Origin of the sequence: Streptomyces massasporeus (assembly GCF_014648995.1) — a bacterium.
GTDB classification, from domain to species: Bacteria; Actinomycetota; Actinomycetes; order Streptomycetales; family Streptomycetaceae; genus Streptomyces; species Streptomyces massasporeus.
Genome location: NZ_BMSE01000002.1, coordinates 318,831 through 339,914 on the forward strand (window position 1 = coordinate 318,831; position 21,084 = coordinate 339,914).

Below are 21,084 nucleotides of genomic sequence, written 5' to 3' on the forward strand. Positions count from 1 at the left end.
TACGCCCCACCCTTCACAGGCGGCCCACTGGGGCACCCGTGGACTGGTGAGCGTTGCAGCAAGCGCTTTCTATATGCGAAGAAGCTAGCCTCTGAACCGCGGTCCGGACAAGACCGTGACCAGGACGAGTTGTTCGAGGGGGCGAACAACCCGGGGTCGGGGGCTTAAGGTCTGCACGGAACCTTGGCCATGGGTTCGCCGGGACAGAGGCGGTCGACCTGCTGTTCCGCGCGGAACCATGGCCAGTGGTCTGGATGTGTACGAGGGCGGAGACGAGAGACGAGATGCGCGACCGGAGGACGACGAGATGACGGTGACCCTGGCGGACGTGGCGGCCCGCGCGCAGGTCTCGCCCGCGACGGTGTCGCGCGTGCTGAACGGGAACTACCCCGTGGCCGCGTCCACCCGGGAGCGGGTGCTGAAGGCCGTGGACGAGCTGGACTACGTGCTCAACGGGCCTGCCAGCGCCCTGGCCGCCGCCACCTCCGACCTGGTCGGGATCCTGGTGAACGACATCGCCGACCCGTTCTTCGGGATCATGGCGAGCGCGATCCAGGCCGAGATCGGCGGCCCGGGCGGCCGGGCGGGCGGGGAGCGGCTCGCGGTGGTCTGCAACACGGGCGGCTCCCCGGAGCGGGAGCTGACGTATCTCACGCTGCTGCAACGGCAGCGGGCCGCGGCCGTGGTGCTGACCGGCGGGGCGATCGAGGACGCGGCACACCAGGCGGCCATGGACGCGAAGGTGCGGAAGCTGGTGGAGGCCGGAACGCGGGTCGTGCTGTGCGGGCGGCCGCCGGCCCCGGAGACCGGGGCGATCGCGCTGACCTTCGACAACCGCGGCGGCGGACAGGAGCTGACCGAGCACCTCATCGGCCTCGGGCACCGGCGGCTCGGCTACATCGGGGGCCCCGAGGAGCGCACGACCACGCGCCACCGGCTGGAAGGCCACCGGGCCGCGCTGGCCGCGCACGGGATCGAGGAGGACCCCCGGTGGACGGTGCACGGGCGCTACGACCGGCGGTCCGGCTACGAGGCGACGCTGGAGCTGCTGCGCCGTGACCCGTCGCTGACGGCGATCGTCGCGGCGAACGACTCCGTCGCGCTGGGGGCGTGCGCCGCCCTGCGCGACTCCGGCCTGCGGATCCCGGAGGACGTGTCGGTGGCGGGCTTCGACGACCTGCCGTTCAGCATCGACGCGGTGCCGTCGCTGACGACGGTACGGCTGCCGCTGGCGGAGGCCGGGGCCCGGGCCGGCCGGATCGCGATGGGACGCGAGGAGGCGCCGCCCGGGGGGATCGCCTCGGTGCGGGGTGAGTTGATGGTGCGGGGGTCCTCCGGGGTGCCGCGGTCTTCTTGAGGCGCTGTGGCTTGAGAGGCTCGGGTTGTTGATGCCAGGGGTGTCGGGGCTGTGGCTCTGGAGGGCTCGGGGTGTTGATGCCGGGGGGTGTCGGGGCTGTGGCTTGAGGGGCCCGGGGTGTTGATGCCGGGGGACGTCGGGGCTGTGGCTCTGAAGGGCTCGGGGCGTTGATGCCAGGGGGCGTCGGGGCTGTGGCTCTGGAGGGCTCGGGTTGTTGATGCCGGGGGATGTCGGGGCTGTGGCTCCAGGGGGCTCGGGGCGTTGATGCCGCGGAGGTGTCGGGGCTGTGGCTCGACAGGGGCGCGGCGTTGATGCCGGCCGTGGCCGTGCTGTGGCTCGTCGCGTGCTCGGCGTCGCTGCGGGGGCCGGGTGACGGTCGCCGCCCGCAGGAGCCCGCTTCGGCGTGAACGGCCTCGGCCCTCATCCGCCCGACGCCCGCCGGTCAGGCTGCTCCGGGTAGGTGCCGCTGGGCCGCCACCTCCGGGCAGCCACCTCCGGGCAGGCTCCGCCGGGCAGGCGCCTCCGGGCAGGTGCCGCCGGGTAGTCCGCTCCGGGCAGGCCCCGCTGGGCCGCCACCTCCGGGCAGCCACCTCCGGGCAGGTGCCACCGGGTAGCCCGCTCCGGGCAGGCTGCCCCGCTGGGCCGCCACCTCCGGGCAGCCACCTCCGGGCAGGTGCCACCGGGTAGCCCGCTCCGGGCAGGCTCCGCTGGGCCGCCACTTCCGGGCAGGCTCCGCTGGACAGCCACTTCCGGGCAGGTGCCGCTGGGCAGGTGCCGCTGGGCCGCCACTTCCGGGCAGGCCCCGCCGGGCCGCCACCTCCGGGCAAGCCCGCTGGGTAGGCGCCTCCGGCGCGTGCCCGCCTGGGAACGCGCAGGCAGGGCGAGTGCGCGAGCCTCGTCCGGGGGCCTCGTCAGCGGACGACGTCGAAGACGTTCTTCTGCAACCCGTTGGCATAGGCCTCGTGCTCGACGAGCCGCAGCTTCTGCGCGTCCTTGTCCGTGGCGCTGAAGAGCCGCTTGCCCGCCCCGAGCAGGAGCGGAAAGACGAGCAGGTGGTAACGGTCGATCAGGCCGGCGTCGGAGAGGGCCTGGTTGAGGGAGGCGCTGCCGTGGACGATGATCGGGCCGCCCTCGGTCTCCTTCAGCGCGGCGACCTCGTCGAGTGAGCGCAGGATCACCGTCTCGCCCCAGTTCGACACCAGGTTCTCCTCGGCGAGGGTGGTGGAGACGACGTACTTCGGCATCACCTTGTAGTCGGCGAAATCCTCCATGTCGGGCCACACGGGACTGAATGCCTCGTAGCTGGTGCGGCCCATCATCATCGCGGTGGCTTCCTGCTGTTCCCGGCCCTTGATCTCGAACGCCTCGGGAAGGAACTCGACGTGCTTGAAGGTCCACCCGGAGTTCCGGTAGCCGGGCTCGCCTCCCGGGGCCTCCACGACGCCGTCGAGCGAGATGAAAGCGGTGCTGATCAGAGTACGCATCGAGGGTCCTCGGTATCTCGTGTCGGGTTGTCGGCGGGTGCCGTCGCCGCACGGTTCCACAACACTCGCGGCTGCGACGCACGAACACCTCTTCCGACTGCCGAGCGCGGAGAAACTCATCGGCCGTCGCCGGTCCTCCCGTCGGCTCGGCCGCCCGGTTCGTCTCGTGCCTGGCTCCGGCTGCCCTGGCGGTCTAAGCTCGAGCACGAATATCTCTGACTGAGTCAAATATCGGGGGTCGAGACCATGACCGTCCAGGACATCCGCTCCTTCAACCGCTTCTACACGAAGGTCATCGGCGCCCTCGACTACGGCCGCCGGCTCTACGCCCCCTACACCCTCACCGAGTCCCGCGTCCTGTACGAGCTGGCCCACGCACCCCGTACGGACGCCGCCGACCTGCGCGCCCAGCTGCACCTCGACGCCGGATACCTCACCCGCATCCTGAACAAGTTCGAGGAGGACGGGCTGGTCGAGCGCGGCCCGTCCGACACCGACCCGCGCCGCCGCCGCATCACGCTCACCGCACCCGGCCGGGAGGCCGCCGCGCTGCTCGACGAGCGGGCGCGGGAGACGGTCGGGGCGATGCTGGACACGGTCCGGGCCGAGGACCGCCCGCGGCTGGCGGAGGCCATGCGGACCGTCCGGACGATCCTGGGCGACGGCGACGGCGACGGCGACGGCGACGGCGACGGCGACGGCGACGGCGACGGCGAACGCGGCGCCCCGCGCCCCGAGGACGTCGTCCTGCGCGAGCCCGCCCCCGGCGACCTCGGCTGGATCGTGCAGCGCAACGCCGCGCTCTACGCCGCCGAGTACGGCTTCGACGCCGACTACGAGGCACTGGTGGCGAGGATCGTCGCCGACTACGGCGAGGACCACGACCCGAACCTGGAGCGGACCTGGATCGCCGAGCTGGACGGCCGGCCGGTGGGGTGCGTGATGTGCGTCCGGGACGACACGCCCGGCGCCGCCCGCCTGCGGCTCCTGCTCGTCGAGCCGGACGCACGCGGCCTCGGCATCGGCGACCGCCTGGTCGGGGCGCTCGTCGACTTCGCGCGCGAGGCCGGCTACCGCGAGGTCGTCCTGTGGACCAACGACATCCTCGGCTCGGCCCGCCGCATCTACCAGCGCCACGGTTTCGTCCTGGTCGCGGAGAAGCCGCACCACTCCTTCGGCCAGGATCTGACGGGCCAGGACTGGCGACTGGATCTTCACGCAACACAGGAGTGACGAAGAGGAGTCGCAGGCGGGGGTGCCGGGTAGGGTCCGTCCACATGAAGCTGGCGTTCTCCACCCTCGGTGTCCCCGGCCTGCCCCTGCCCGACGTCCTGCGGCTCGCGACCACCCACGGCTATCACGGCGTGGAGCTGCGCACCCATCCCGAGGAACCGGTCCACACCGGCCTCGGCCCCGCCGAACGGGCGGACGTCGCGGCCGAGTTCAAGGGAGCGGGCGTAGAGCTCCTGGGTCTGGCGGGCTACGCACGGGTCGCCGCGCCGGGCGACGACGAGCCCGTCCTGGCCGAGATCCGCGCCCTCCTGGACCTGGCCCGCGACCTCGGCGCCCCGTACATCCGGGTCTTCCCCGGCGGCGACCTCGACGTCCAGACCCCCGAGGAGGCCGACGCGACGGCCGCCCGCCGCCTGGGCACGGCCGCCGAACACGCCAATGACCTTGGCGTACGCATCCTCCTCGAAACCCACGACTCGCACCGCACCGCCGCCGACGCGATGCGGATCCTCGGCCTCGTCGGGCACCGCCAGGTCGGCGCCCTCTGGGACGTGATGCACACCTGGCTCGGCGGCGAACAGCCCTCCGAGACCTACGCGGCCCTCTCCCCCCACCTCGGCTACGTCCAGGTCAAGGACATCGCCTCCGTCGAGGACACCACCCCCCTGCCGCTCGGCGCGGGCGTGCTCCCCCTGGCCGAATGCGTCGAGGTCCTCTCCCGCCACAACTGGGACGGCTGGCTCTGCTGGGAGTACGAGAAGCGCTGGTACGAGGCGGCGGCACCCCTGCCCGACCTCCTGGAGTCCGGACGTGAGCACCTGAGCAGGCTGCTGAACGAGTCGGCGTGACGCGTCAGCCCTCGGCGGCCCGGGCGGCCCGGGCGGCCCCCAGAGCCAGGACCGCGAGCAGGGCGATGCACCCGCCGAGCAGCATGACCGCGGACGGCGAGGTGCGGTCCAGGGCGACGCCCCCGAGGAGGGCGCCGGTCGAGATCGTCGCCTGGAAGGAGGCGGTGAACAGGACCGACGCCGCCTCCGGGGCGTCCGGTGCCGCCCGGGAGAACCAGGTCTGTGAGGCGACCGGGACGGCGCCGTATGCGACGCCCCACACGAGCAGCAGCGCCACCGCGCCCGCGTCCCGGCGGCCCAGGACCGGAAGCAGCAGGGTCGCCGCCCCGATCAGACCGGCCGCGAGGCCGAGGACGGTGCGCGGACACCGGACCACCCAGGCCCCGCCCAGCCAGTTGCCGAGCACGCCCGTGGCTCCGTAGAGCAGCAGGAACACGGTGATCGTGCCGCCGCCGGCGTGGGTGACCCGCTCCAGGAACGGGGTCACGTAGGTGTAGGCGCCGAAGTGCGCCAGCACCACGAGGAACGTCAGCAGCAGCGCGAGGCGGATGCCGGTGGTCCTCAGGAGACCGCCCAGGACGCTCAGGCGGGTGGCCCGGACCGGGGGGAGCGGCGGCACCAGCCGCAGCAGCATGACCAGCACGCCGACGGTGAGGATCCCCATCGCCGTGAAGGCCGTTCGCCATCCGGCGAGTTCCCCGACGAGGGTGCCGGCCGGCACACCGAGGACGGACCCCAGCGGAACGGCCGAGAAGATCACGGCCGTGGCCCGGCCGGCCGACTCCGGCGGCACCAGCCGCTCCGCGAGACCGGCACCGATCGACCAGAAGCCGCCGATCGTGACGCCCACCATGACCCGGGAGACCAGCACGAGCCAGTAGTCGGGCGCCGCCGCGGCGAGGACGTTCGCCAGGGCCAGCAGGAGCATGAAGACGCAGAGCATCGGGCGGCGGTCGAAGCGTGCCGTGGCCGCGGTGACCAGGGGAGCGGCGACCGCCGCCAGGAAGCCGGGCATGGTCATCATCAGCCCGGCCATCCCGTCCGAGACGGTGAAGTCGGCCCCGATGGAGGTCAGCAGGCCGATCGGCAGGATCTCGGTGGTGACGATGGCGAAGATCCCGAGCGCCACGGAGACGACGGCCGGCCACCCTCCGCGTGAGGGCCGGGGGGAGGAAGGCCGGTCGTGGACCGGGGCGGTGGTGGGTGCCGGCATGGCGATCCGTCCTGTGGGAGACAGCGCGTTCCGCTCACTCCAGCAGGGCCCCCGGGGGCGGGCTGGCGGGTCTGCGACGGCACCCGTGCCGGTCAGGGGTGATGTCGCATTCCGGCCGAAGGGGTTGGTCAGCGGGCGCCGGGCTTGCCGAACTCCTCGATCAGCACCGGATACTGCTCCTTGCCGTGCCCGGCGGCGACCGCACGATCGGCCATCGCCTTGAGCAGCCTCGGCAGCTCGGCGTTGACCCCCGCCGCCTCGCTCTCCTCGATCAGATGCGCCATCGCCCGCACGTCGGTCTCCAGCGCCGAGACCTCGGCGGGGAACGAACCCCTGTCGATCTGCTCGGCGTACCCCGGCAGCCATTCGGCGACACCGGCGGCGATCTGCCGCGCGAAGGGCGCGTACGCCGCCGCGTCGACGCCGGCCGTCCCGAGCAGGGCCGTGCCCTGGAGCCAGGCGTTCAGCACGCTCCACATCATCGCCAGGCCGGCCACGTCGTACAGCGACGCCAGACCGTGGTCCGCACCGAGGTAGGTGACGGTGCCGAGCGCCCCGAGTGCCGGCTCGTGCGCGTCGAAGTCCGCGCGCGCCCCGCTCTGCAGGATCACCGCGTCAGGGGTACCGATGATCGACGGGACGGCCATGACGGCGCCGTCCAGATAGCGGGCGCCGCGCGCCTCCGCCCACCGGGCTGTCTCCCGGGCCTGGCCCGAGTCGCCCGAGGTCAGGTTGATCAGGGTCGTGCCGTCCAGCTTCACATCGGCTGCGCCGAGTGCCTCGTGCACGGCTCGGTAGTCGGTGACGCAGATGATCGTCAGGCGACCGGGCCCGACCGCATCGCCGACGGTCGGCGCCGATCGCGCGCCCTCGCCCACCAGCCGGTCGGCCTTGCCGGCCGTACGGTTCCACACGGTCGTGGGGTGTCCTGCCTTGAGGAACGCCCCCGCGAGTGCCTGGCCCATCAGGCCAAGTCCGATGACGGTCACGGGTGTTGCGGTTTCGTCGTCCATGGCAGCATCGTCAACGTTGATACCGGTGTGAAGGTCAAGCGAGGTTGTCGATGCGGATCGGGGAACTGAGCCGACGGACGGGTGTCCACGCCCATCAGCTCCGCTACTACGAGGCCCAAGGCCTGCTGGAACCGGCCCGCGGGGCGAACGGCTACCGCGAGTACGACGAGAGCGCCCTGCTGCGCGTGAAACAGATCCGCCACCTGCTCGGGGCCGGCTTGTCCTCGGAGGACATCGCCTATCTGCTGCCCTGTGCGACGGGGGAGGCCCCGACGCTGGTCGGGTGTCCCGAGTTGCTGGCCGCGATGCGGTCACGGCTGCGGCGGCTGGACGACCAACTGGCGAGCCTCGCGCAGTCCCGAGACGCCCTCGCCGACTACATCGAGGCGGCCGAACGCGTAGGGGGCGAGAACTACCCGCCGCTCGGCCTTGCGCTGTCCTCCTAGGCCTCTATGTGCCCGTCTTTGACGGCGGCGACGAACGCGGTCCAGCCACGATGCGAGAAGACCAGGGCGGGCCCGTGGGCGGTCTTGCTGTCTCGTACCGGGACGTCGGGGCGGCCGGGGGCGACTTCGAGGCACTCGCCTTGATCGCCGCCGCTGTAGCTGGACTTGTACCAGCCGGTGAGAGTGTTGTGCTCACTGTCGATCATGCGTATGTTCCTCCGCTGCCGCCCTGACGAGGGCCAGTGACTCCTGCTGCGACAACGCGTCGCTCAGCGCCAGAGCGTAGGCGGTCTGACAGGCACTCACCAGAGCCGGATCGTCCATCAAGTTGCCGGTCTGGAAGCCCTCGACGTAGGCCACCGGGGCCGAGTCCTCGAAGGTCATGAGTGTGAGCAGACTCTGCATGAGTGCGTGCGCCCCCACGCCGTAGGAAAGGACGTGCAGGCGCAGCCGTCCCGACTCGGCCATGTCAGCGACCTTGTGCAACTGCTCTGCCATGACCCGCGGTCCGCCGACGCGACGGTGGAGGACCGCCTCGTCGAGCAGCGTCCAGACGACGGGCTGAGCTGGCCCGTCGAGGATTCGGCGGCGTTGTGTTCGAATGACAACGAGCTCGTCAAGTTCCTCGGGCGTGTGGTTGGGACGGTAGGCCCCGAACAGGGCGCGTGCGTAGTCGTCGGTCTGAAGCACTCCGGGAACCAGAGAGAGTGCGAACTGCTGGATCTGGGTAGCCAGTTGCTCCAGCTCGGCCACCGCCGCGAAATGGTCGGTGTAGCGCGACTCCAGATCCTCCAACCACCGCGCGAAGAACCCGTCCGTCCCCAGCGCCCGGTCGATCCGCCGCGCGTCATCCGGCTTGGGGAGGCGCCGGCCGGCCTCGAAATGGCTGATCAGCGTGGGCGAGCACACTACCTGGTCGCCCAGTTCCTCCTGGGTGAGGCGGGCGGCGGTCCGCCTCAGCCGCATCTCCTCCCCGTACTTCTGACGCGGTGTTCGAAGCATGCGGCGTTCGTCCATCGGCCAACTCCTCTTCTTGACAAGCGCGATGTCAAGCTCCACCCCCTGGCAGCGTAGCGAGCGCCGACCCCACTCTGTGAGTGATCCGGAACAGAACGCAGTCACCGCAGGTGAGAAGGTAGGCAGACAGACGTGGTAGACCTCATCGCCCGGCTCCTGGAACCGATTCTCCGCTTCCTCCTTCCTCCCCGGGGGAGGCGACGGCGACCGGCGGCACCGGCACCACCCCCGCGCCCGTACGTGTGCCCGGTGGCCTGCTGTCGTCCCGACGCGCGTCCGCTCCGGGGAGAGGACAACCGACTGGTGCGCCCCTACCTGATGGCGGAGGCGGGTGCATGACCGGCGGAGATCGCGACCGCGCGGTGGCCGGGCGGCTCCTGCCGTGGACCGGCGCCGACGGAAAGCCGTGCTACCTCGTGGGCGACGGAACCGGCTACGTCTCACGGCTCGCCGACGAGATCGAGGACGTGCGGATCGACATGGCGGACGCCCTGCTCGGGCATGCCGACGAACTCCTGGCGGAGCGCCGGGTGACGAGCGGGGAACTGCACTACCTGGCTCGGCGGCTCAGCGAGTCCCTGCGGGACGTCAAGAGGGTCGCGGAGAGCAGGGGGGCGCGGCTCGCCCACCCGCCCCGGTCGTGACGGCGAGGGGACGGTGTCAGTGCTGCTCGCTGCGACGGGCGTATGCCCGCGCCGCGCGGGCGCGGTCGCCGCAGCGGGTGGAGCACCAGTGGCGGCGACCGTGGCGGAGCAGGTAGCGGTTGCAGGGCGGTGAGCCGCAGGCGGTCAGGCGCTCGGCCGCGGGGGAGGTGAGCAGGTCGGCGGCGTCCGCGGCGAGGGTCGCCAGGGCGAGGTCGACGATCGCGGTGGTGGGGTGGGGGGCGGTGCGATAGGGGCCGGTCTTGTCGTCCCACCGCAGCAGCGGGGCCGTGGGGACCCTGGTCATCGCGTCGTTGACGGCCGACACCGCCGCGGGCAGGGCGGGTACGCCGTCGACGCGGGCGGCGAACAAGGACCTGATCTGTTCGCGCAGTGACCGCAGTTGGGTCGCGCACATCTCCCGCATGCCGGCGTCGACCGGGGCGAGGTCGCGCTGGGTCAGCCAGTGGTTCGCCTGCGCGGGGGTGCCCAGGAGATCGAGTGTGCGCCCGCCGGGCAGGGCGATCGCGGTGTTGGCGAGTGCCAGGGAGGAGTGCTCCTCCTCGCCCTGGGCGGGCGGCGGGGCGGGCTGTTCGGTCACGGGCTCCTCCATGTTTCTCATGGTACGGGTTGCCTGCATCCGTGAGAAGCGGCTACGGTCGTCTCACGGTTCGCCCACGTCTATCCGTGAGGTTCTCCATGTCTTCTGTTCCCGTGACGACCGACTTCCCCGTCCGCGCCCTCGGCGGCCCGACCGCCCTGTTCGAGTACGGCGGCCTGCGCTTCCTGACCGACCCGACCTTCGACGCGCCCGGCGACTACGCCCGGCCCGGGGGTCCGGTCCTGACCAAGACCGCGCCCGCCACCGCCACGCCCGCCGACCTCGGCGGGGTCGACGTGGTGCTGCTCTCCCACGACGAGCACCCCGACAACCTCGACACCTCCGGCCGGGCTCTGCTCGACCGCATACCTCTCACCCTGACCACGCCCGGCGGCGGCGAGCGCCTGCGCGAGAGCCTGGGGGGCAAGGTCAGGGGCCTGGCCGACTGGGAGTCCGTCGAACTGGACCGGCCCGGCGGCGGCACGGTCACCGTGACCGGCGTCCCGGCCCTGCACGGCCCCGGCCCGCGCGAGCAGGTCGAGGCGTTCACCGGCCAGGTCGTCGGCTTCGTCCTGACCGGCGAGGGCCTGCCCACCGTCTACGTCAGCGGTGACAACGCCTCACTCGACGCGGTCCGCGAGATCGCCGGCCGCTTCGCCCCCGTCGACACCGCCGTGCTCTTCGCCGGTGCTCCCCGCTTCCCCGTCCTCTTCGACAACCAGGTCCTCGTCCTGGACAGCGCGATGGCCGCCGAGGCCGCGCAGGTCCTCGGCGCCCGCCGCGTGGTGCCCGTCCACTACGACAGCTGGGCCCACTTCACCGAAGGCGGTGACGCGCTGGAAGCCGCCTTCGCCGCCGCCGGGCTCGCGGACCGGCTGGACTGGGGCAAGGGCGCCTGAGCTGCCGTCACTTCCTCCAGAACAGGTGATGGACCACGCCGCTGGGACTCGGCACGACATCGCAGTGGAAGCGGTCGAGCAGTTCCTCGGGCGACTCCCACAGCCGTGACCCGGACCCGAGCACCACATCGGGCGAGACCGTCACGTGCAGCGTGTCCACCAGGTCGGCGTCCAGGAACTCCCGGATGGTCATCGCCCCGCCGCCGAGCCGGACGTCCTTGCCCCCGGCCGCCTTGCGCGCCTGGGCGAGGACCTCGGCCGGATCCCCGCCGACGAAGTGGAACGTCGTGTCGGAGAGGGTGAACGAGGGGCGCTCGTGGTGGGTCATGACGAACACCGGCGTGTGGAACGGAGGTTCGTCGCCCCACCAGCCCTGCCACTCGTGGTTCTCCCAGGGGCCGCGCTGAGGGCTGAACTTGTTGCGGCCCATGATCTCGGCGCCGATGTTGTGGTGGAAGTCGCGCACCAGGTAGTCGTCGAGGCCCCGGCTCCCGCCCGGGTCGGTGCGGTTCGGCCAGCTCGCGGCGGCGCCGGCCCAGGCGAACATCTCCCCTGGGTCGGCGTGGCCGAACGGCCGCTCCAGGCTCTGGCCCTCACCGGCACCGAAGCCGTCACTCGAGACGTTGAAGTTCTGCACGCGCAGCAGCTGGGACACAGCGCTCCTCCTGTGGTCGATGCAAGAGAGACCGCCCGGACCGGGAAAACTCATCGGCGCGGGCCCGGCGCGTCCAAGGCTCCGGTTTCACCCGGCCTGTGCCACCACGTGGTCGATCACCTGCTGGAAGTCCTCACTCGGCGAGAACTCCACCAGTTCGCTGTCCTCCAGCGCCTCCGGCACATGGCCGGGGCCCCAGTAGTACGCCTGCCCCGCCCGGTACTCCTCCTCGCCCGTGGCCGTGCGCATCCTGATCCGGCCCTTGAGCAGGTAGCCCCAGTGCGGGCACTGGCAGGCGTCGTCGGGCAGGCCCTTGAGGGCCGGGCCCATGTCCGTGCCCTGGGGCAGCGTGATGTAGCCGACCGACATGTCGCCGCCGATCGGCATCAGGCGCAGTTCCACTCCGTCGCCTTCGAGGGCCACGGGTACGTCGTTCCGGGTCGCCGCCGTCATGGTTCCTCCGCTCCGGCCCGCCAGGCCTCAGACGCCCCTCAGGAAACCCCCGTACCTCCAGCCTGGCCCGCCGGGCCGAGCCCCGCGACATCACGATCCGGTCAAGAGGTACCGCCGGGGGCTTGATTCCGCTGCGTGTAATCGATTCCATGCTCCCGTCGATGTAATCGATTCCACGAGCACCCGCCCGGTGCTCCCACGACTGATCCACAAGGAGGTGGAGCGGCGGTGGCCAGCATCAAGGACGTCGCTGCCGAGGCCGGCGTCTCCGTCGCCACGGTCTCGCGCGTCCTGAACGACCACCCGTCGGTCAGCGCCGACGCACGCACCCGCGTGCTGGCCGCCGTCGAGACCCTGGGCTACCGCCCGAACGCCGTCGCCCGCTCCCTGCGCACCGACCAGACCCACACCCTCGGCCTGGTCATCAGCGACGTGATGAACCCGTACTTCACCGAACTGGCCCGCTCCGTCGAGGAGGAGGCCCGCGCGCTCGGCTACAGCGTCATCATCGGCAACGCCGACGAGCGGCCGGACCTCCAGGACCACCACGTACGCACCCTGCTCGACCGCCGGATCGACGGCCTGCTCGTCTCCCCGACGGACGGCGGATCGCCGCTGATGCTGGACGCCGCGCGGGCCGGGACGCCGATGGTCTTCGTGGACCGGTGGATCCCGGGCGTGGACGTGCCGGTGGTGCGGGCGGACGGGCGGAGCGCCGTGCGGGACCTCGTGGCGCATCTGCACCGGCTGGGACACCGCAGGCTCGCCATCATCGCGGGCCCGGCGGCGACCACGACCGGCCGCGAGCGCGTCGAGGTCTTCCGGGAGGCGCTCGGCGCGTACGGCCTCGAGCTGCCCGACGCCTACATAGGGCAGGGCGACTTCCAGGCCGAGAGCGGCCGGCTGGTCACCGAGGGCTTCCTCGACCTGGCCGACCCGCCCGAGGTCGTCTTCGCGGCCGACAACCTGATGGCGCTCGGCGCCCTGGACGCCGTACGCGCGCGTGGTCTGCGCGTACCGGACGACCTCGCGCTGGCCGCCTTCGACGACATCCGGTGGTTCGTGCACACCGATCCGCCGATCACCGCGATCGCCCAGCCCACGGGCGAGCTGGGCCGGGCCGCCGTACGGGCCCTGGTCGACCGCATCGAGGGGCGGCCCGGCGAGTCCGTCACGCTCCCCGCCCGGCTCGTCGTACGCCGCTCGTGCGGCGAGAACTCCACCCCAGTGCAAAGGAGCACGACGTGAGCAACGCGGACGAGTTGCTGCGCATCGAGGGCATACGGAAGACCTTCCCGGGCGTGGTCGCGCTGGACGGCGTCGACTTCGACCTGCGCCGGGGCGAGGTGCACGTGCTGCTCGGTGAGAACGGTGCCGGCAAGAGCACCCTCATCAAGATGCTCTCCGGCGCCTACACCCCCGACGCCGGGCGGATCCTGGTCGGCGGCGAGGAGACGCGCATCCAGGGTGCGCAGGACTCCGAGCGGCTCGGGATCGCCACGATCTACCAGGAGTTCAACCTGGTACCCGATCTGACGGTCGCCGAGAACATCTTCCTGGGGCGCCAGCCGCGCCGGTTCGGGATGATCGACCGGAAGAAGATGGAGGCCGACGCCGAGGTCCTGCTGAAGCGGGTCGGCGTGAACGTCTCGCCCCGCGCGCGGGTCCGCGACCTCGGCATCGCCCGCCTGCAGATGGTCGAGATCGCCAAGGCGCTCAGCCTGGACGCCCGCGTGCTGATCATGGACGAGCCGACCGCCGTGCTCACCTCCGAGGAGGTCGACAAGCTCTTCGCGATCGTGCGCGCGCTGCGCGAGGACGGCGTCGGGATCGTCTTCATCACCCACCACCTGGAGGAGATCGCCGCCCTCGGCGACCGGGTGACGGTCATCCGGGACGGCAAGAGCGTCGGGCAGGTCCCCGCCTCCACCCCCGAGGACGAGCTCGTCCGGCTCATGGTCGGCCGCTCCATCGAGCAGCAGTACCCGCGTGAACGCGCCGACCGCGGCGCCCCCCTGCTGTCCGTCGAGGGTCTCACCCGCGACGGCGTCTTCCACGACGTCGGCTTCGAGGTGCACGCCGGTGAGGTCGTCGGCATCGCCGGGCTGGTCGGCGCGGGCCGTACCGAGGTCGTGCGGGCGGTCTTCGGGGCCGACGGGTACGACAAGGGCACCGTGAAGGTGTCCGGCGCCCCGATCGCCAAGTCCGACGTCAACGCGGCGATGACCGCGGGCATCGGACTCGTGCCCGAGGACCGCAAGGGCCAGGGCCTGGTGCTGGACGCCTCGGTCGAGGAGAACCTGGGCCTGGTGACGCTGCGGTCGGCCACGCGCGCCGGGCTCGTCGACCTCAAGGGCCAGCGCGAGTCCGCCGAGCGGATCGCGGGGCAGCTCGGCGTGCGGATGGCCGGGCTCGGCCAGCACGTGCGCACCCTCTCCGGCGGCAACCAGCAGAAGGTCGTCATCGGCAAGTGGCTGCTCGCCGACACCAAGGTGCTGATCCTCGACGAGCCGACGCGCGGCATCGACGTCGGCGCCAAGGTGGAGATCTACCAGCTGGTCAACGAGCTCACCGCCGCCGGTGCGGCCGTCCTGATGATCTCCAGCGACCTTCCCGAGGTGCTCGGCATGAGCGACCGGGTGCTGGTGATGGCGCAGGGCCGGATCGCCGGTGAACTCTCCGCCGACGAGGCGACCCAGGACGCCGTGATGGCACTCGCCGTCAGCACCCCCACGACAACCAGCACGACGACGACCACGAACGGAACGGAGGCCTCCCGTGGCCACTGACACGCTCAAGAGCACAACGGGCGCGGGTGGCGCCTCGGGAGGCCTGCGCCGCCTCCTGCTCGACAACGGCGCGCTCACCGCGCTCATCGTCCTCGTCATCGCGATGTCGGCGCTGTCCGGCGACTTCCTGACGACGGACAACCTCCTCAACGTCGGCGTGCAGGCGGCCGTGACGGCCATCCTCGCCTTCGGCGTGACCTTCGTGATCGTCTCCGCGGGCATCGACCTGTCGGTCGGCTCGGTCGCCGCGCTGTCCGCCACGGTCCTCGCCTGGAGCGCCACCTCGGCGGGCGTCCCGGTCTTCCTCGCCGTGCTCCTCGCCATAGCGACGGGCATCGTCTGCGGCCTGGTCAACGGCATCCTGATCTCCTACGGCAAGCTCCCGCCGTTCATCGCCACGCTGGCCATGCTGTCCGTGGCCCGCGGCCTGTCCCTGGTGATCTCCGAGGGCTCCCCGATCGCCTTCCCCGACTCGGTCTCCCACCTCGGCGACACGCTCGGCGGCTGGCTGCCGGTGCCGGTCCTGGTGATGATCGTCATGGGTCTGATCGCGGCCTTCGTGCTCGGCCGGACCTACATCGGCCGCTCCATGTACGCGATCGGCGGCAACGAGGAGGCCGCGCGGCTGTCCGGCCTGCGCGTGAAGAAGCAGAAGCTCGCCATCTACGCCTTCTCGGGCGTCTTCGCCGCCGTCGCCGGTGTCGTCCTCGCCGCCCGGCTCTCCTCCGCGCAGCCCCAGGCCGCCGACGGCTACGAGCTGGACGCGATCGCCGCCGTCGTCATCGGCGGTGCCTCCCTCGCGGGCGGCACCGGCAAGGCGTCCGGCACGCTCATCGGCGCGCTGATCCTGGCCGTGCTGCGCAACGGCCTCAACCTGCTGAACGTCTCCGCGTTCTGGCAGCAGGTCGTCATCGGTGTCGTCATCGCGCTCGCGGTGCTGTTCGACACGCTGCGGCGCAAGGCGGGGGCGACCCCGGTGGCCGGTGCCTCCCAAGGCGGCAAGGGCAAGCAGGCGGCGACGTACGGGCTCGCGGCCGTGGTCACCGTCGCGATCGTCGGCGCCACGTCCTTCCTGCACAACGGCTCCTCCGCCACGAGCGGCCCGAAGCTGGGCCTGTCGCTGTCCACCCTCAACAACCCCTTCTTCGTGCAGATCCGGGCGGGCGCCCAGGCCGAGGCGAAGAAGCGGGGCGTGGACCTGACCGTCACCGACGCCCAGAACGACGCCTCCCAGCAGGCCAACCAGCTGCAGAACTTCACCAGTTCCGGCCTCGGCGCGATCATCGTCAACCCGGTGGACTCCGACGCGGCGAGCAACTCCGTCAAGGCCGCCGACAAGGCGAAGATCCCGGTCATCGCGGTCGACCGGGGCGTCAACAAGGCGTCGGTGGACGCCCTGGTCGCCTCCGACAACGTCGCCGGCGGTGAACTCGCCGCCAAGACCGTCGCCGACAAGCTGGGCGGCAAGGGCAAGATCGTGATCCTCCAGGGCCAGGCCGGCACGTCCGCGGCCCGGGAGCGCGCGCAGGGCTTCGCGAACGGCCTCAAGGCCTTCCCGGGCATCCAGGTCGTCGCCCAGCAGCCCGCCGACTTCGACCGCACCAAGGGCCTCGACGTCATGTCGAACCTGCTCCAGGCCCACCCGGACGTCCAGGGCGTCATCGCCGCCAACGACGAGATGGCGCTCGGCGCGATCAAGGCGCTGGGTTCCAAGGCCGGCAAGTCGGTCTCGGTGGTCGGCTTCGACGGCACGCCTGACGGACTGAAGGCGGTCGAGGGCGGCACGCTGTACGCGTCCGTGGCGCAGCAGCCGTCCCAGCTCGGCAGGATCGCCGTGGACAACGCCCTGCGGGCCCTGAAGGGCGAGAAGGTCGAGGAGACGGTGAAGGTGCCGGTGAAGGTGGTCACCAAGGAGAACGTGGCCGGCTTCAGCGGCTGACATCGGGGAACGGCGGGCGGCCGCACACGGTGTGCGTGACCGCCCGCCCATGTCACTCACGTGGGGAGACAACTCATGTACGACTACGACCTCCTGGTCGTGGGGTCGGCCAACGCCGACCTGGTGATCGGAGTGGAGCGCCGGCCCGGTGCCGGCGAGACCGTGCTCGGTTCCGACCTGGCCGTCCACCCGGGCGGCAAGGGCGCGAACCAGGCGGTCGCCGCCGCCCGGCTCGGTGCCCGTACGGCGCTGCTGGCCCGGGTCGGCGACGACGCGCACGGCCGGCTGCTGCTGGAGTCGCAGCGCGCGGCGGGCGTCGACACGGTGGGAGTGCTGGTGGGCGGCGCACCGACCGGCGTCGCGCTGATCACGGTCGACCCGTCCGGGGACAACAGCATCGTGGTCTCGCCCGGCGCGAACGGCCGCCTGACCCCTCAGGACGTGAGCGCCGCCGGGTGCCTCTTCCAGGGCTCGCGGGTGGTGTCGGCGCAGCTGGAGATCCCGCTGGAGACGGTGGTGGAGGCCGTGCGGAGCCTGTCGCCCGACAGCCGTTTCGTGCTGAACCCCTCCCCGCCGCGCCCCTTGCCGCAGGAGGTGCTGGCGGCCTGCGACCCGCTGATCGTGAACGAGCACGAGGCCAGGGTGATCCTGGGCGGCTCCGCCGTCGGGGACACCCCCGAGGACTGGGCACGGATCCTCCTCGCCAAGGGCCCGAAGTCGGTGGTGGTGACGCTGGGCGCTCAGGGCGCGCTGGTGGCGTCGGCGGAGGGTGTCGCGCGCGTGCCGGCCGTGAAGGTGGACGCGGTGGACACGACGGGCGCGGGTGATTCCTTCACCGCCGCGCTGGCCTACCGGCTGGGCGCGGGCGCGTCGCTGGCGGAGGCGGCGGCGTACGCGGCGCGGGTGGGTGCCGCGACCGTGACGAGGGAGGGCGCGCAGGCGTCCTTCCCGACGGCGGCGGAGGTCGCCGCACCGTGAAGAGGACCGGAATACTGAACCGTCACCTCGCCGGTGCGCTGGCCGAACTCGGCCACGGCGACGGGGTGCTGGTGTGCGACGCGGGCATGCCCATCCCCGACGGCCCCCGGGTGGTGGACCTGGCCTTCCGCGCCGGGGTGCCGGCGTTCGCCGAGGTGCTGGACGGGCTGCTGGCCGAGCTGGTGGTCGAGGGGGCGACGGCGGCGCACGAGGTGCGGGAGGCCAACCCGGAGGCGTCGGCGCTGCTGGAAGGGCATTTCCCCGGACTGGACCTCGTGTCGCACGAGCGCCTCAAGGAGCTGTCGGCGGGTGCCCGGCTCGTCGTCCGCACGGGCGAGGCACGGCCGTACGCGAACGTCCTGCTGAGATGCGGCGTCTTCTTCTGAAGCCCCTGGACGGCATCCGCCGCCCTGAACGGTTTCGAGGGGGCCCGGTCCGTCGACCGGGCCCCCTCGGCTTTTCCCCTCCCGTCAGGAGCCCCGCGATCCCCCCAGATCCCCTCCCCAGAGGTCCTGACACCAAGTACGACCCGCGAGGGACGGGAAGGGTTGCACGGCGGAGTAAGAAATTCTTGCCGATCTCGTGAGGAACTCGCCCGCGCCGCAGCGGCGTACGCTGAACGCTATGGTGCTTCTTCGTCCCAGAAGCAGACATATGGGGCAGGAGTCGTCGGGCGACCCGAGCCTTCCTGTGTTCGTCGATGCCTCCGGTCGGCGTGCGCGGTATCTGCGGCGCACCGGCTACGGGCTGGCCGCCGGTGCTGCCACGTACATGGCGGTACTGGGTCTGAGCCTGATGGGAGCAACGCCCTTCGCACCGGGAGCCATCCTGCCCGGCGACATCGCGGCGCCCGCCGCACCGGGACCCCACACCCCCGGCCGGACGCCCCCGGCACCCGGCGAGCCACCCGCGTGGGGCCGCTCGGAACCCGGCGGCCCGAGCAGGCTGCTCATTCCGCAATCCACCGTGGTCGGCCCGCCCCTTGCTCCGCCCCTTGTGCCGGGGGACCCACCCGTCGGCCCCCCGGCACCTCCTGACACACCAGAACCGCAGGCACCAACGACTCCACCTGAGCAGCTCGATCCCGGTGATCCTGCTGCTCCTGCTCCCGCCCCGACACCGAGCACGGGCACCGCGCCCGCCCCGCCTCCGCCCTCTCCTGCTCCGCCGGCCACTGCCCCACCGGCCCCCGAGCCCCCGGTGCAGACGCCGCCACCGGCCCCCGAGCCCACAGGGCCGGCGACCGGCCCCTCGGCGCCGTCCGGTGTCACACCCCCGCCCTCCGACCCATCGGTGGCCGAGGCACCCTGATGCGGCGGCGCCCTGACCGGTCACCCGGCCCTTCACCCAGGTCGCCCGGCCCGCGGCGGACGCGAGCGCCCCTGTCGGCGCGGCATCGGTTCCGGATCGTCGTTCCCCTCGTCCTGCTGGCCTTCGTCGCCTCGGTCCTCCTGGTCGAGGGGTACACCACGCGGGGCTTCGCCGGGGACCAGGAAGGGCGTGGCGGGCGCCCGACGACCGGCGTCCCCCACAGGGTCACCGGCGGCGGCCCCATCGTCGACACCACCGACGATCACCTGCGGACCTATCGCACACCGGCCAAGACCATCGTTCTGACCTTCGACGACGGCCCCGACCCCATCTGGACACCCCGCATACGGGCCGTGCTCGACCACTACGGCGCGCCCGGCACCTTCTTCGTCACCGGGCAACAGACCGTCAGGCACCCGGCCGTTCTGCGCAGTGTGATCCGTTCCGGCCACGAAGTCGGCGTGCACACCTTCTCCCACCAGGACCTGACCACCCAGTCGGCGAGCGCCGTCGACCGCGAGCTGGCGCTGACGCAACTCGCCCTCGCCGGGGCCGCGGGCATCAATACGTCGCTGATGCGCATGCCCTACTCCTCGACCACCTCCGCCCTCGACGCCCCGGCCTGGAGCATGACCCGGCGTCTGGGCGAGAAGGGCTACGTCCTGGCGTTCATCGATCAGGACACCAACGACTGGCGGCGACCGGGCGCCCGGTCGATCGCCGACGCGGCCACGCCCGACGCGCCGGGCAGGGGCGCGGTCGTCCTCCTGCACGACTCGGGAGGAGACAGATCACAGACCGTCGAGGCGCTCAAGACCTTGATTCCCCGGCTGAAGGCCGAGGGATATCGCTTCACCACCCTCGCCGATCTCTTGGGCACCGACAGTCTCACCAGCCCCGTCGGAACAGGGGAACTGTGGCAGGGCCGCGTCTTCGTGGCCGCTGTCACCGTGTCGGGGGCAGCGGTCTCCGCTGTCAGCCTGCTGCTGCTGGTGGTCGGCTCGCTCGTCCTCGCACGGTGTGTGCTCCTGCTCGCCCTGGCCTGGCACCACGCCCGTCGGCACCGGCGCCCGCACACCGGCCTCCACCGAGCCCTCACCCGGCCCGTCAGCGTCGTCATACCCGCGTACGACGAGGAGTTGTGCATCCCGAAGACACTCCGTTCGCTGGCGGCGAGCGATCACCCCGTCGAGATCATCGTCGTGGACGACGGTTCCCACGACGGGACCGCCGACCTCGCGCGGTCCCTCGCCCTCCAGAACGTCACCGTCATCCGGCAGCCCAACGGCGGCAAACCCTCCGCCCTCAACACCGGTGTCCTGCGGGCCTCACACGACATCGTCGTCATGCTGGACGCCGACACCGTCTTCGCCCCCTCGACCGTCGGCCGCCTCGTCCAGCCGTTCGCCGACCCCCGCGTCGGCGCCGTCGCGGGCAACGCCAAGGTCGGCAACCACCGGCGTCTGCTCGGCCGGTGGCAGCACATCGAGTACGTCATGGGCTTCAACCTCGACCGCCGCGTGTACGACCTGCTGCACTGCCTGCCCACCATTCCCGGTGCCGTGGGGGCGTTCCGCGTCGAGGCCCTGAGGGAGGCCGGGATGATGAGTGCGGACACCCTCGCCGAGGACACCGACATCACCATGGCCCTGCACCGGGCAGGGTGGGAGATCCGCTACGCCCCGGACGCACTCGCCTGGACCGAGGCACCGGCCTCGCTGCGGCAACTGTGGCGCCAGCGCTACCGATGGAGTTACGGCACGATGCAGGCGGCGTGGAAGCACCGGCACGCGTTTGTCGAGCGAGGCTCCGCGGGCCGCTTCGGCCGCGTAGGGCTGCCCCTGCTGGCCGTCTTCCAGATCTTCACCCCGCTGCTCGCCCCGCTGATCGACATACTGGCCCTGTACGGCCTGGTGTTCGGAAACCCGCTCACCACGGTCCTGGCCTGGAGCGGCGTGCTGGCTGTACAGGCCATGTGCGCCGCGTACGCCTTCCACCTCGACGGCGAGCGGCTCCGGCCCCTGTGGGCGCTCCCTCTCCAGCAGGTCGTCTACCGCCAGGTGATGTACCTGGTCCTCGTCCAGGCTTGCCTGACCGCGATCAACGGCTACCGGCTGCCCTGGCAGCGGCTCAAGCGCAGCGGAGACGTGATGCTGCCGCCTCAGCCCTCCACCCGCCGGACGTGACCCCCCGGGGGCGGTACCCGG

General features: G+C 71.9%; 20 protein-coding genes. 12 read left to right on the plus strand and 8 right to left on the minus strand.

Annotation, left to right across the window (positions count from 1 at the left end):
• Positions 1–307 precede the first annotated feature (307 nt).
• Positions 308–1,357, plus strand: coding sequence for a LacI family DNA-binding transcriptional regulator (locus IE153_RS06290; RefSeq protein ID WP_189588763.1), 1,050 nt, complete (start codon positions 308–310; stop codon positions 1,355–1,357).
• Positions 1,358–2,268: 911 nt separating this feature from the next.
• On the opposite strand, the gene IE153_RS06295 is transcribed toward IE153_RS06290, so the two are convergent.
• Complete coding sequence (locus tag IE153_RS06295; RefSeq protein ID WP_189588764.1) at positions 2,269–2,841, minus strand: dihydrofolate reductase family protein; 573 nt, start codon at positions 2,839–2,841, stop codon at positions 2,269–2,271.
• A gap of 246 nt (positions 2,842–3,087) precedes the next feature.
• On the opposite strand from IE153_RS06295, the gene IE153_RS06300 reads away from it, so the two are divergent.
• Together IE153_RS06300 and IE153_RS06305 are read left to right on the plus strand one after the other, a co-directional pair.
• On the plus strand, positions 3,088–4,074 hold the full coding sequence (locus IE153_RS06300) for a bifunctional helix-turn-helix transcriptional regulator/GNAT family N-acetyltransferase (RefSeq protein ID WP_189588765.1): 987 nt from the start codon (positions 3,088–3,090) through the stop codon (positions 4,072–4,074).
• A gap of 44 nt (positions 4,075–4,118) precedes the next feature.
• Positions 4,119–4,922 (plus strand): sugar phosphate isomerase/epimerase family protein, encoded by an 804-nt coding sequence (locus IE153_RS06305; protein ID WP_189588766.1) that lies wholly within the window; start codon positions 4,119–4,121, stop codon positions 4,920–4,922.
• 4 nt (positions 4,923–4,926) lie between these two features.
• On the opposite strand, the gene IE153_RS06310 is transcribed toward IE153_RS06305, so the two are convergent.
• Complete coding sequence (locus IE153_RS06310) at positions 4,927–6,135, minus strand: MFS transporter (RefSeq protein ID WP_189588767.1); 1,209 nt, start codon at positions 6,133–6,135, stop codon at positions 4,927–4,929.
• A gap of 128 nt (positions 6,136–6,263) precedes the next feature.
• On the minus strand, positions 6,264–7,148 hold the full coding sequence (locus IE153_RS06315; protein WP_189588768.1) for an NAD(P)-dependent oxidoreductase: 885 nt from the start codon (positions 7,146–7,148) through the stop codon (positions 6,264–6,266).
• A gap of 50 nt (positions 7,149–7,198) precedes the next feature.
• Here IE153_RS06315 and IE153_RS06320 point away from each other — a divergent pair, with 50 nt between their 5' ends.
• Complete coding sequence (locus IE153_RS06320; protein ID WP_185013969.1) at positions 7,199–7,594, plus strand: MerR family transcriptional regulator; 396 nt, start codon at positions 7,199–7,201, stop codon at positions 7,592–7,594.
• On the opposite strand, the gene IE153_RS06325 is transcribed toward IE153_RS06320, so the two are convergent.
• Both IE153_RS06325 and IE153_RS06330 read right to left on the minus strand, forming a co-directional pair.
• Positions 7,591–7,800, minus strand: a complete 210-nt coding sequence (locus tag IE153_RS06325) for a DUF397 domain-containing protein (protein ID WP_189588769.1) — start codon at positions 7,798–7,800, stop codon at positions 7,591–7,593. The genes IE153_RS06320 and IE153_RS06325 overlap by 4 nt on opposite strands.
• Positions 7,787–8,611, minus strand: coding sequence for a helix-turn-helix domain-containing protein (locus IE153_RS06330; protein ID WP_189588770.1), 825 nt, complete (start codon positions 8,609–8,611; stop codon positions 7,787–7,789). Before IE153_RS06330 ends, IE153_RS06325 begins: the two co-directional genes overlap by 14 nt.
• A gap of 335 nt (positions 8,612–8,946) precedes the next feature.
• Between IE153_RS06330 and IE153_RS06335 the strand changes: the two genes are divergently transcribed.
• Positions 8,947–9,255 carry a hypothetical protein gene (locus tag IE153_RS06335; protein WP_189588771.1) on the plus strand — a complete coding sequence of 103 codons (309 nt, stop codon included), beginning with the start codon at positions 8,947–8,949 and terminating at the stop codon, positions 9,253–9,255.
• A 16-nt stretch (positions 9,256–9,271) separates the two neighbouring features.
• Here the strand turns inward: IE153_RS06335 and IE153_RS06340 are convergent, their stop codons facing one another.
• Positions 9,272–9,865 carry a CGNR zinc finger domain-containing protein gene (locus IE153_RS06340; RefSeq protein ID WP_189588772.1) on the minus strand — a complete coding sequence of 198 codons (594 nt, stop codon included), beginning with the start codon at positions 9,863–9,865 and terminating at the stop codon, positions 9,272–9,274.
• 86 nt (positions 9,866–9,951) lie between these two features.
• Here IE153_RS06340 and IE153_RS06345 point away from each other — a divergent pair, with 86 nt between their 5' ends.
• Positions 9,952–10,752 (plus strand): MBL fold metallo-hydrolase, encoded by an 801-nt coding sequence (locus tag IE153_RS06345; RefSeq protein ID WP_189588773.1) that lies wholly within the window; start codon positions 9,952–9,954, stop codon positions 10,750–10,752.
• Positions 10,753–10,759: 7 nt separating this feature from the next.
• Here IE153_RS06345 and IE153_RS06350 read toward each other — a convergent pair whose 3' ends face one another.
• Together IE153_RS06350 and IE153_RS06355 are read right to left on the minus strand one after the other, a co-directional pair.
• Positions 10,760–11,407 (minus strand): dihydrofolate reductase family protein, encoded by a 648-nt coding sequence (locus IE153_RS06350; protein ID WP_189588774.1) that lies wholly within the window; start codon positions 11,405–11,407, stop codon positions 10,760–10,762.
• A gap of 87 nt (positions 11,408–11,494) precedes the next feature.
• On the minus strand, positions 11,495–11,860 hold the full coding sequence (locus IE153_RS06355) for a cupin domain-containing protein (RefSeq protein WP_189588775.1): 366 nt from the start codon (positions 11,858–11,860) through the stop codon (positions 11,495–11,497).
• A 228-nt stretch (positions 11,861–12,088) separates the two neighbouring features.
• Between IE153_RS06355 and IE153_RS06360 the strand changes: the two genes are divergently transcribed.
• The 6 genes from IE153_RS06360 to IE153_RS06385 all read left to right on the plus strand — a co-directional run bounded on the left by IE153_RS06360 (position 12,089) and on the right by IE153_RS06385 (position 21,063).
• Positions 12,089–13,108, plus strand: coding sequence for a LacI family DNA-binding transcriptional regulator (locus IE153_RS06360; RefSeq protein ID WP_189588776.1), 1,020 nt, complete (start codon positions 12,089–12,091; stop codon positions 13,106–13,108).
• On the plus strand, positions 13,105–14,649 hold the full coding sequence (locus IE153_RS06365; protein ID WP_189588777.1) for a sugar ABC transporter ATP-binding protein: 1,545 nt from the start codon (positions 13,105–13,107) through the stop codon (positions 14,647–14,649). Before IE153_RS06360 ends, IE153_RS06365 begins: the two co-directional genes overlap by 4 nt.
• Positions 14,639–16,588: an ABC transporter permease/substrate-binding protein gene (locus tag IE153_RS06370; RefSeq protein WP_189588778.1), complete on the plus strand. Its 1,950-nt coding sequence runs from the start codon at positions 14,639–14,641 to the stop codon at positions 16,586–16,588. The genes IE153_RS06365 and IE153_RS06370 overlap by 11 nt, the downstream gene beginning before the upstream one ends.
• Before the next feature lie 75 nt (positions 16,589–16,663).
• Complete coding sequence (locus tag IE153_RS06375) at positions 16,664–17,566, plus strand: ribokinase (RefSeq protein WP_189588779.1); 903 nt, start codon at positions 16,664–16,666, stop codon at positions 17,564–17,566.
• Positions 17,563–17,952 carry a D-ribose pyranase gene (gene rbsD, locus IE153_RS06380; RefSeq protein WP_189588780.1) on the plus strand — a complete coding sequence of 130 codons (390 nt, stop codon included), beginning with the start codon at positions 17,563–17,565 and terminating at the stop codon, positions 17,950–17,952. The genes IE153_RS06375 and rbsD overlap by 4 nt, the downstream gene beginning before the upstream one ends.
• Positions 17,953–18,876: 924 nt before the next feature.
• Positions 18,877–21,063 (plus strand): bifunctional polysaccharide deacetylase/glycosyltransferase family 2 protein, encoded by a 2,187-nt coding sequence (locus IE153_RS06385; protein ID WP_189588781.1) that lies wholly within the window; start codon positions 18,877–18,879, stop codon positions 21,061–21,063.
• Positions 21,064–21,084 lie beyond the last annotated feature (21 nt).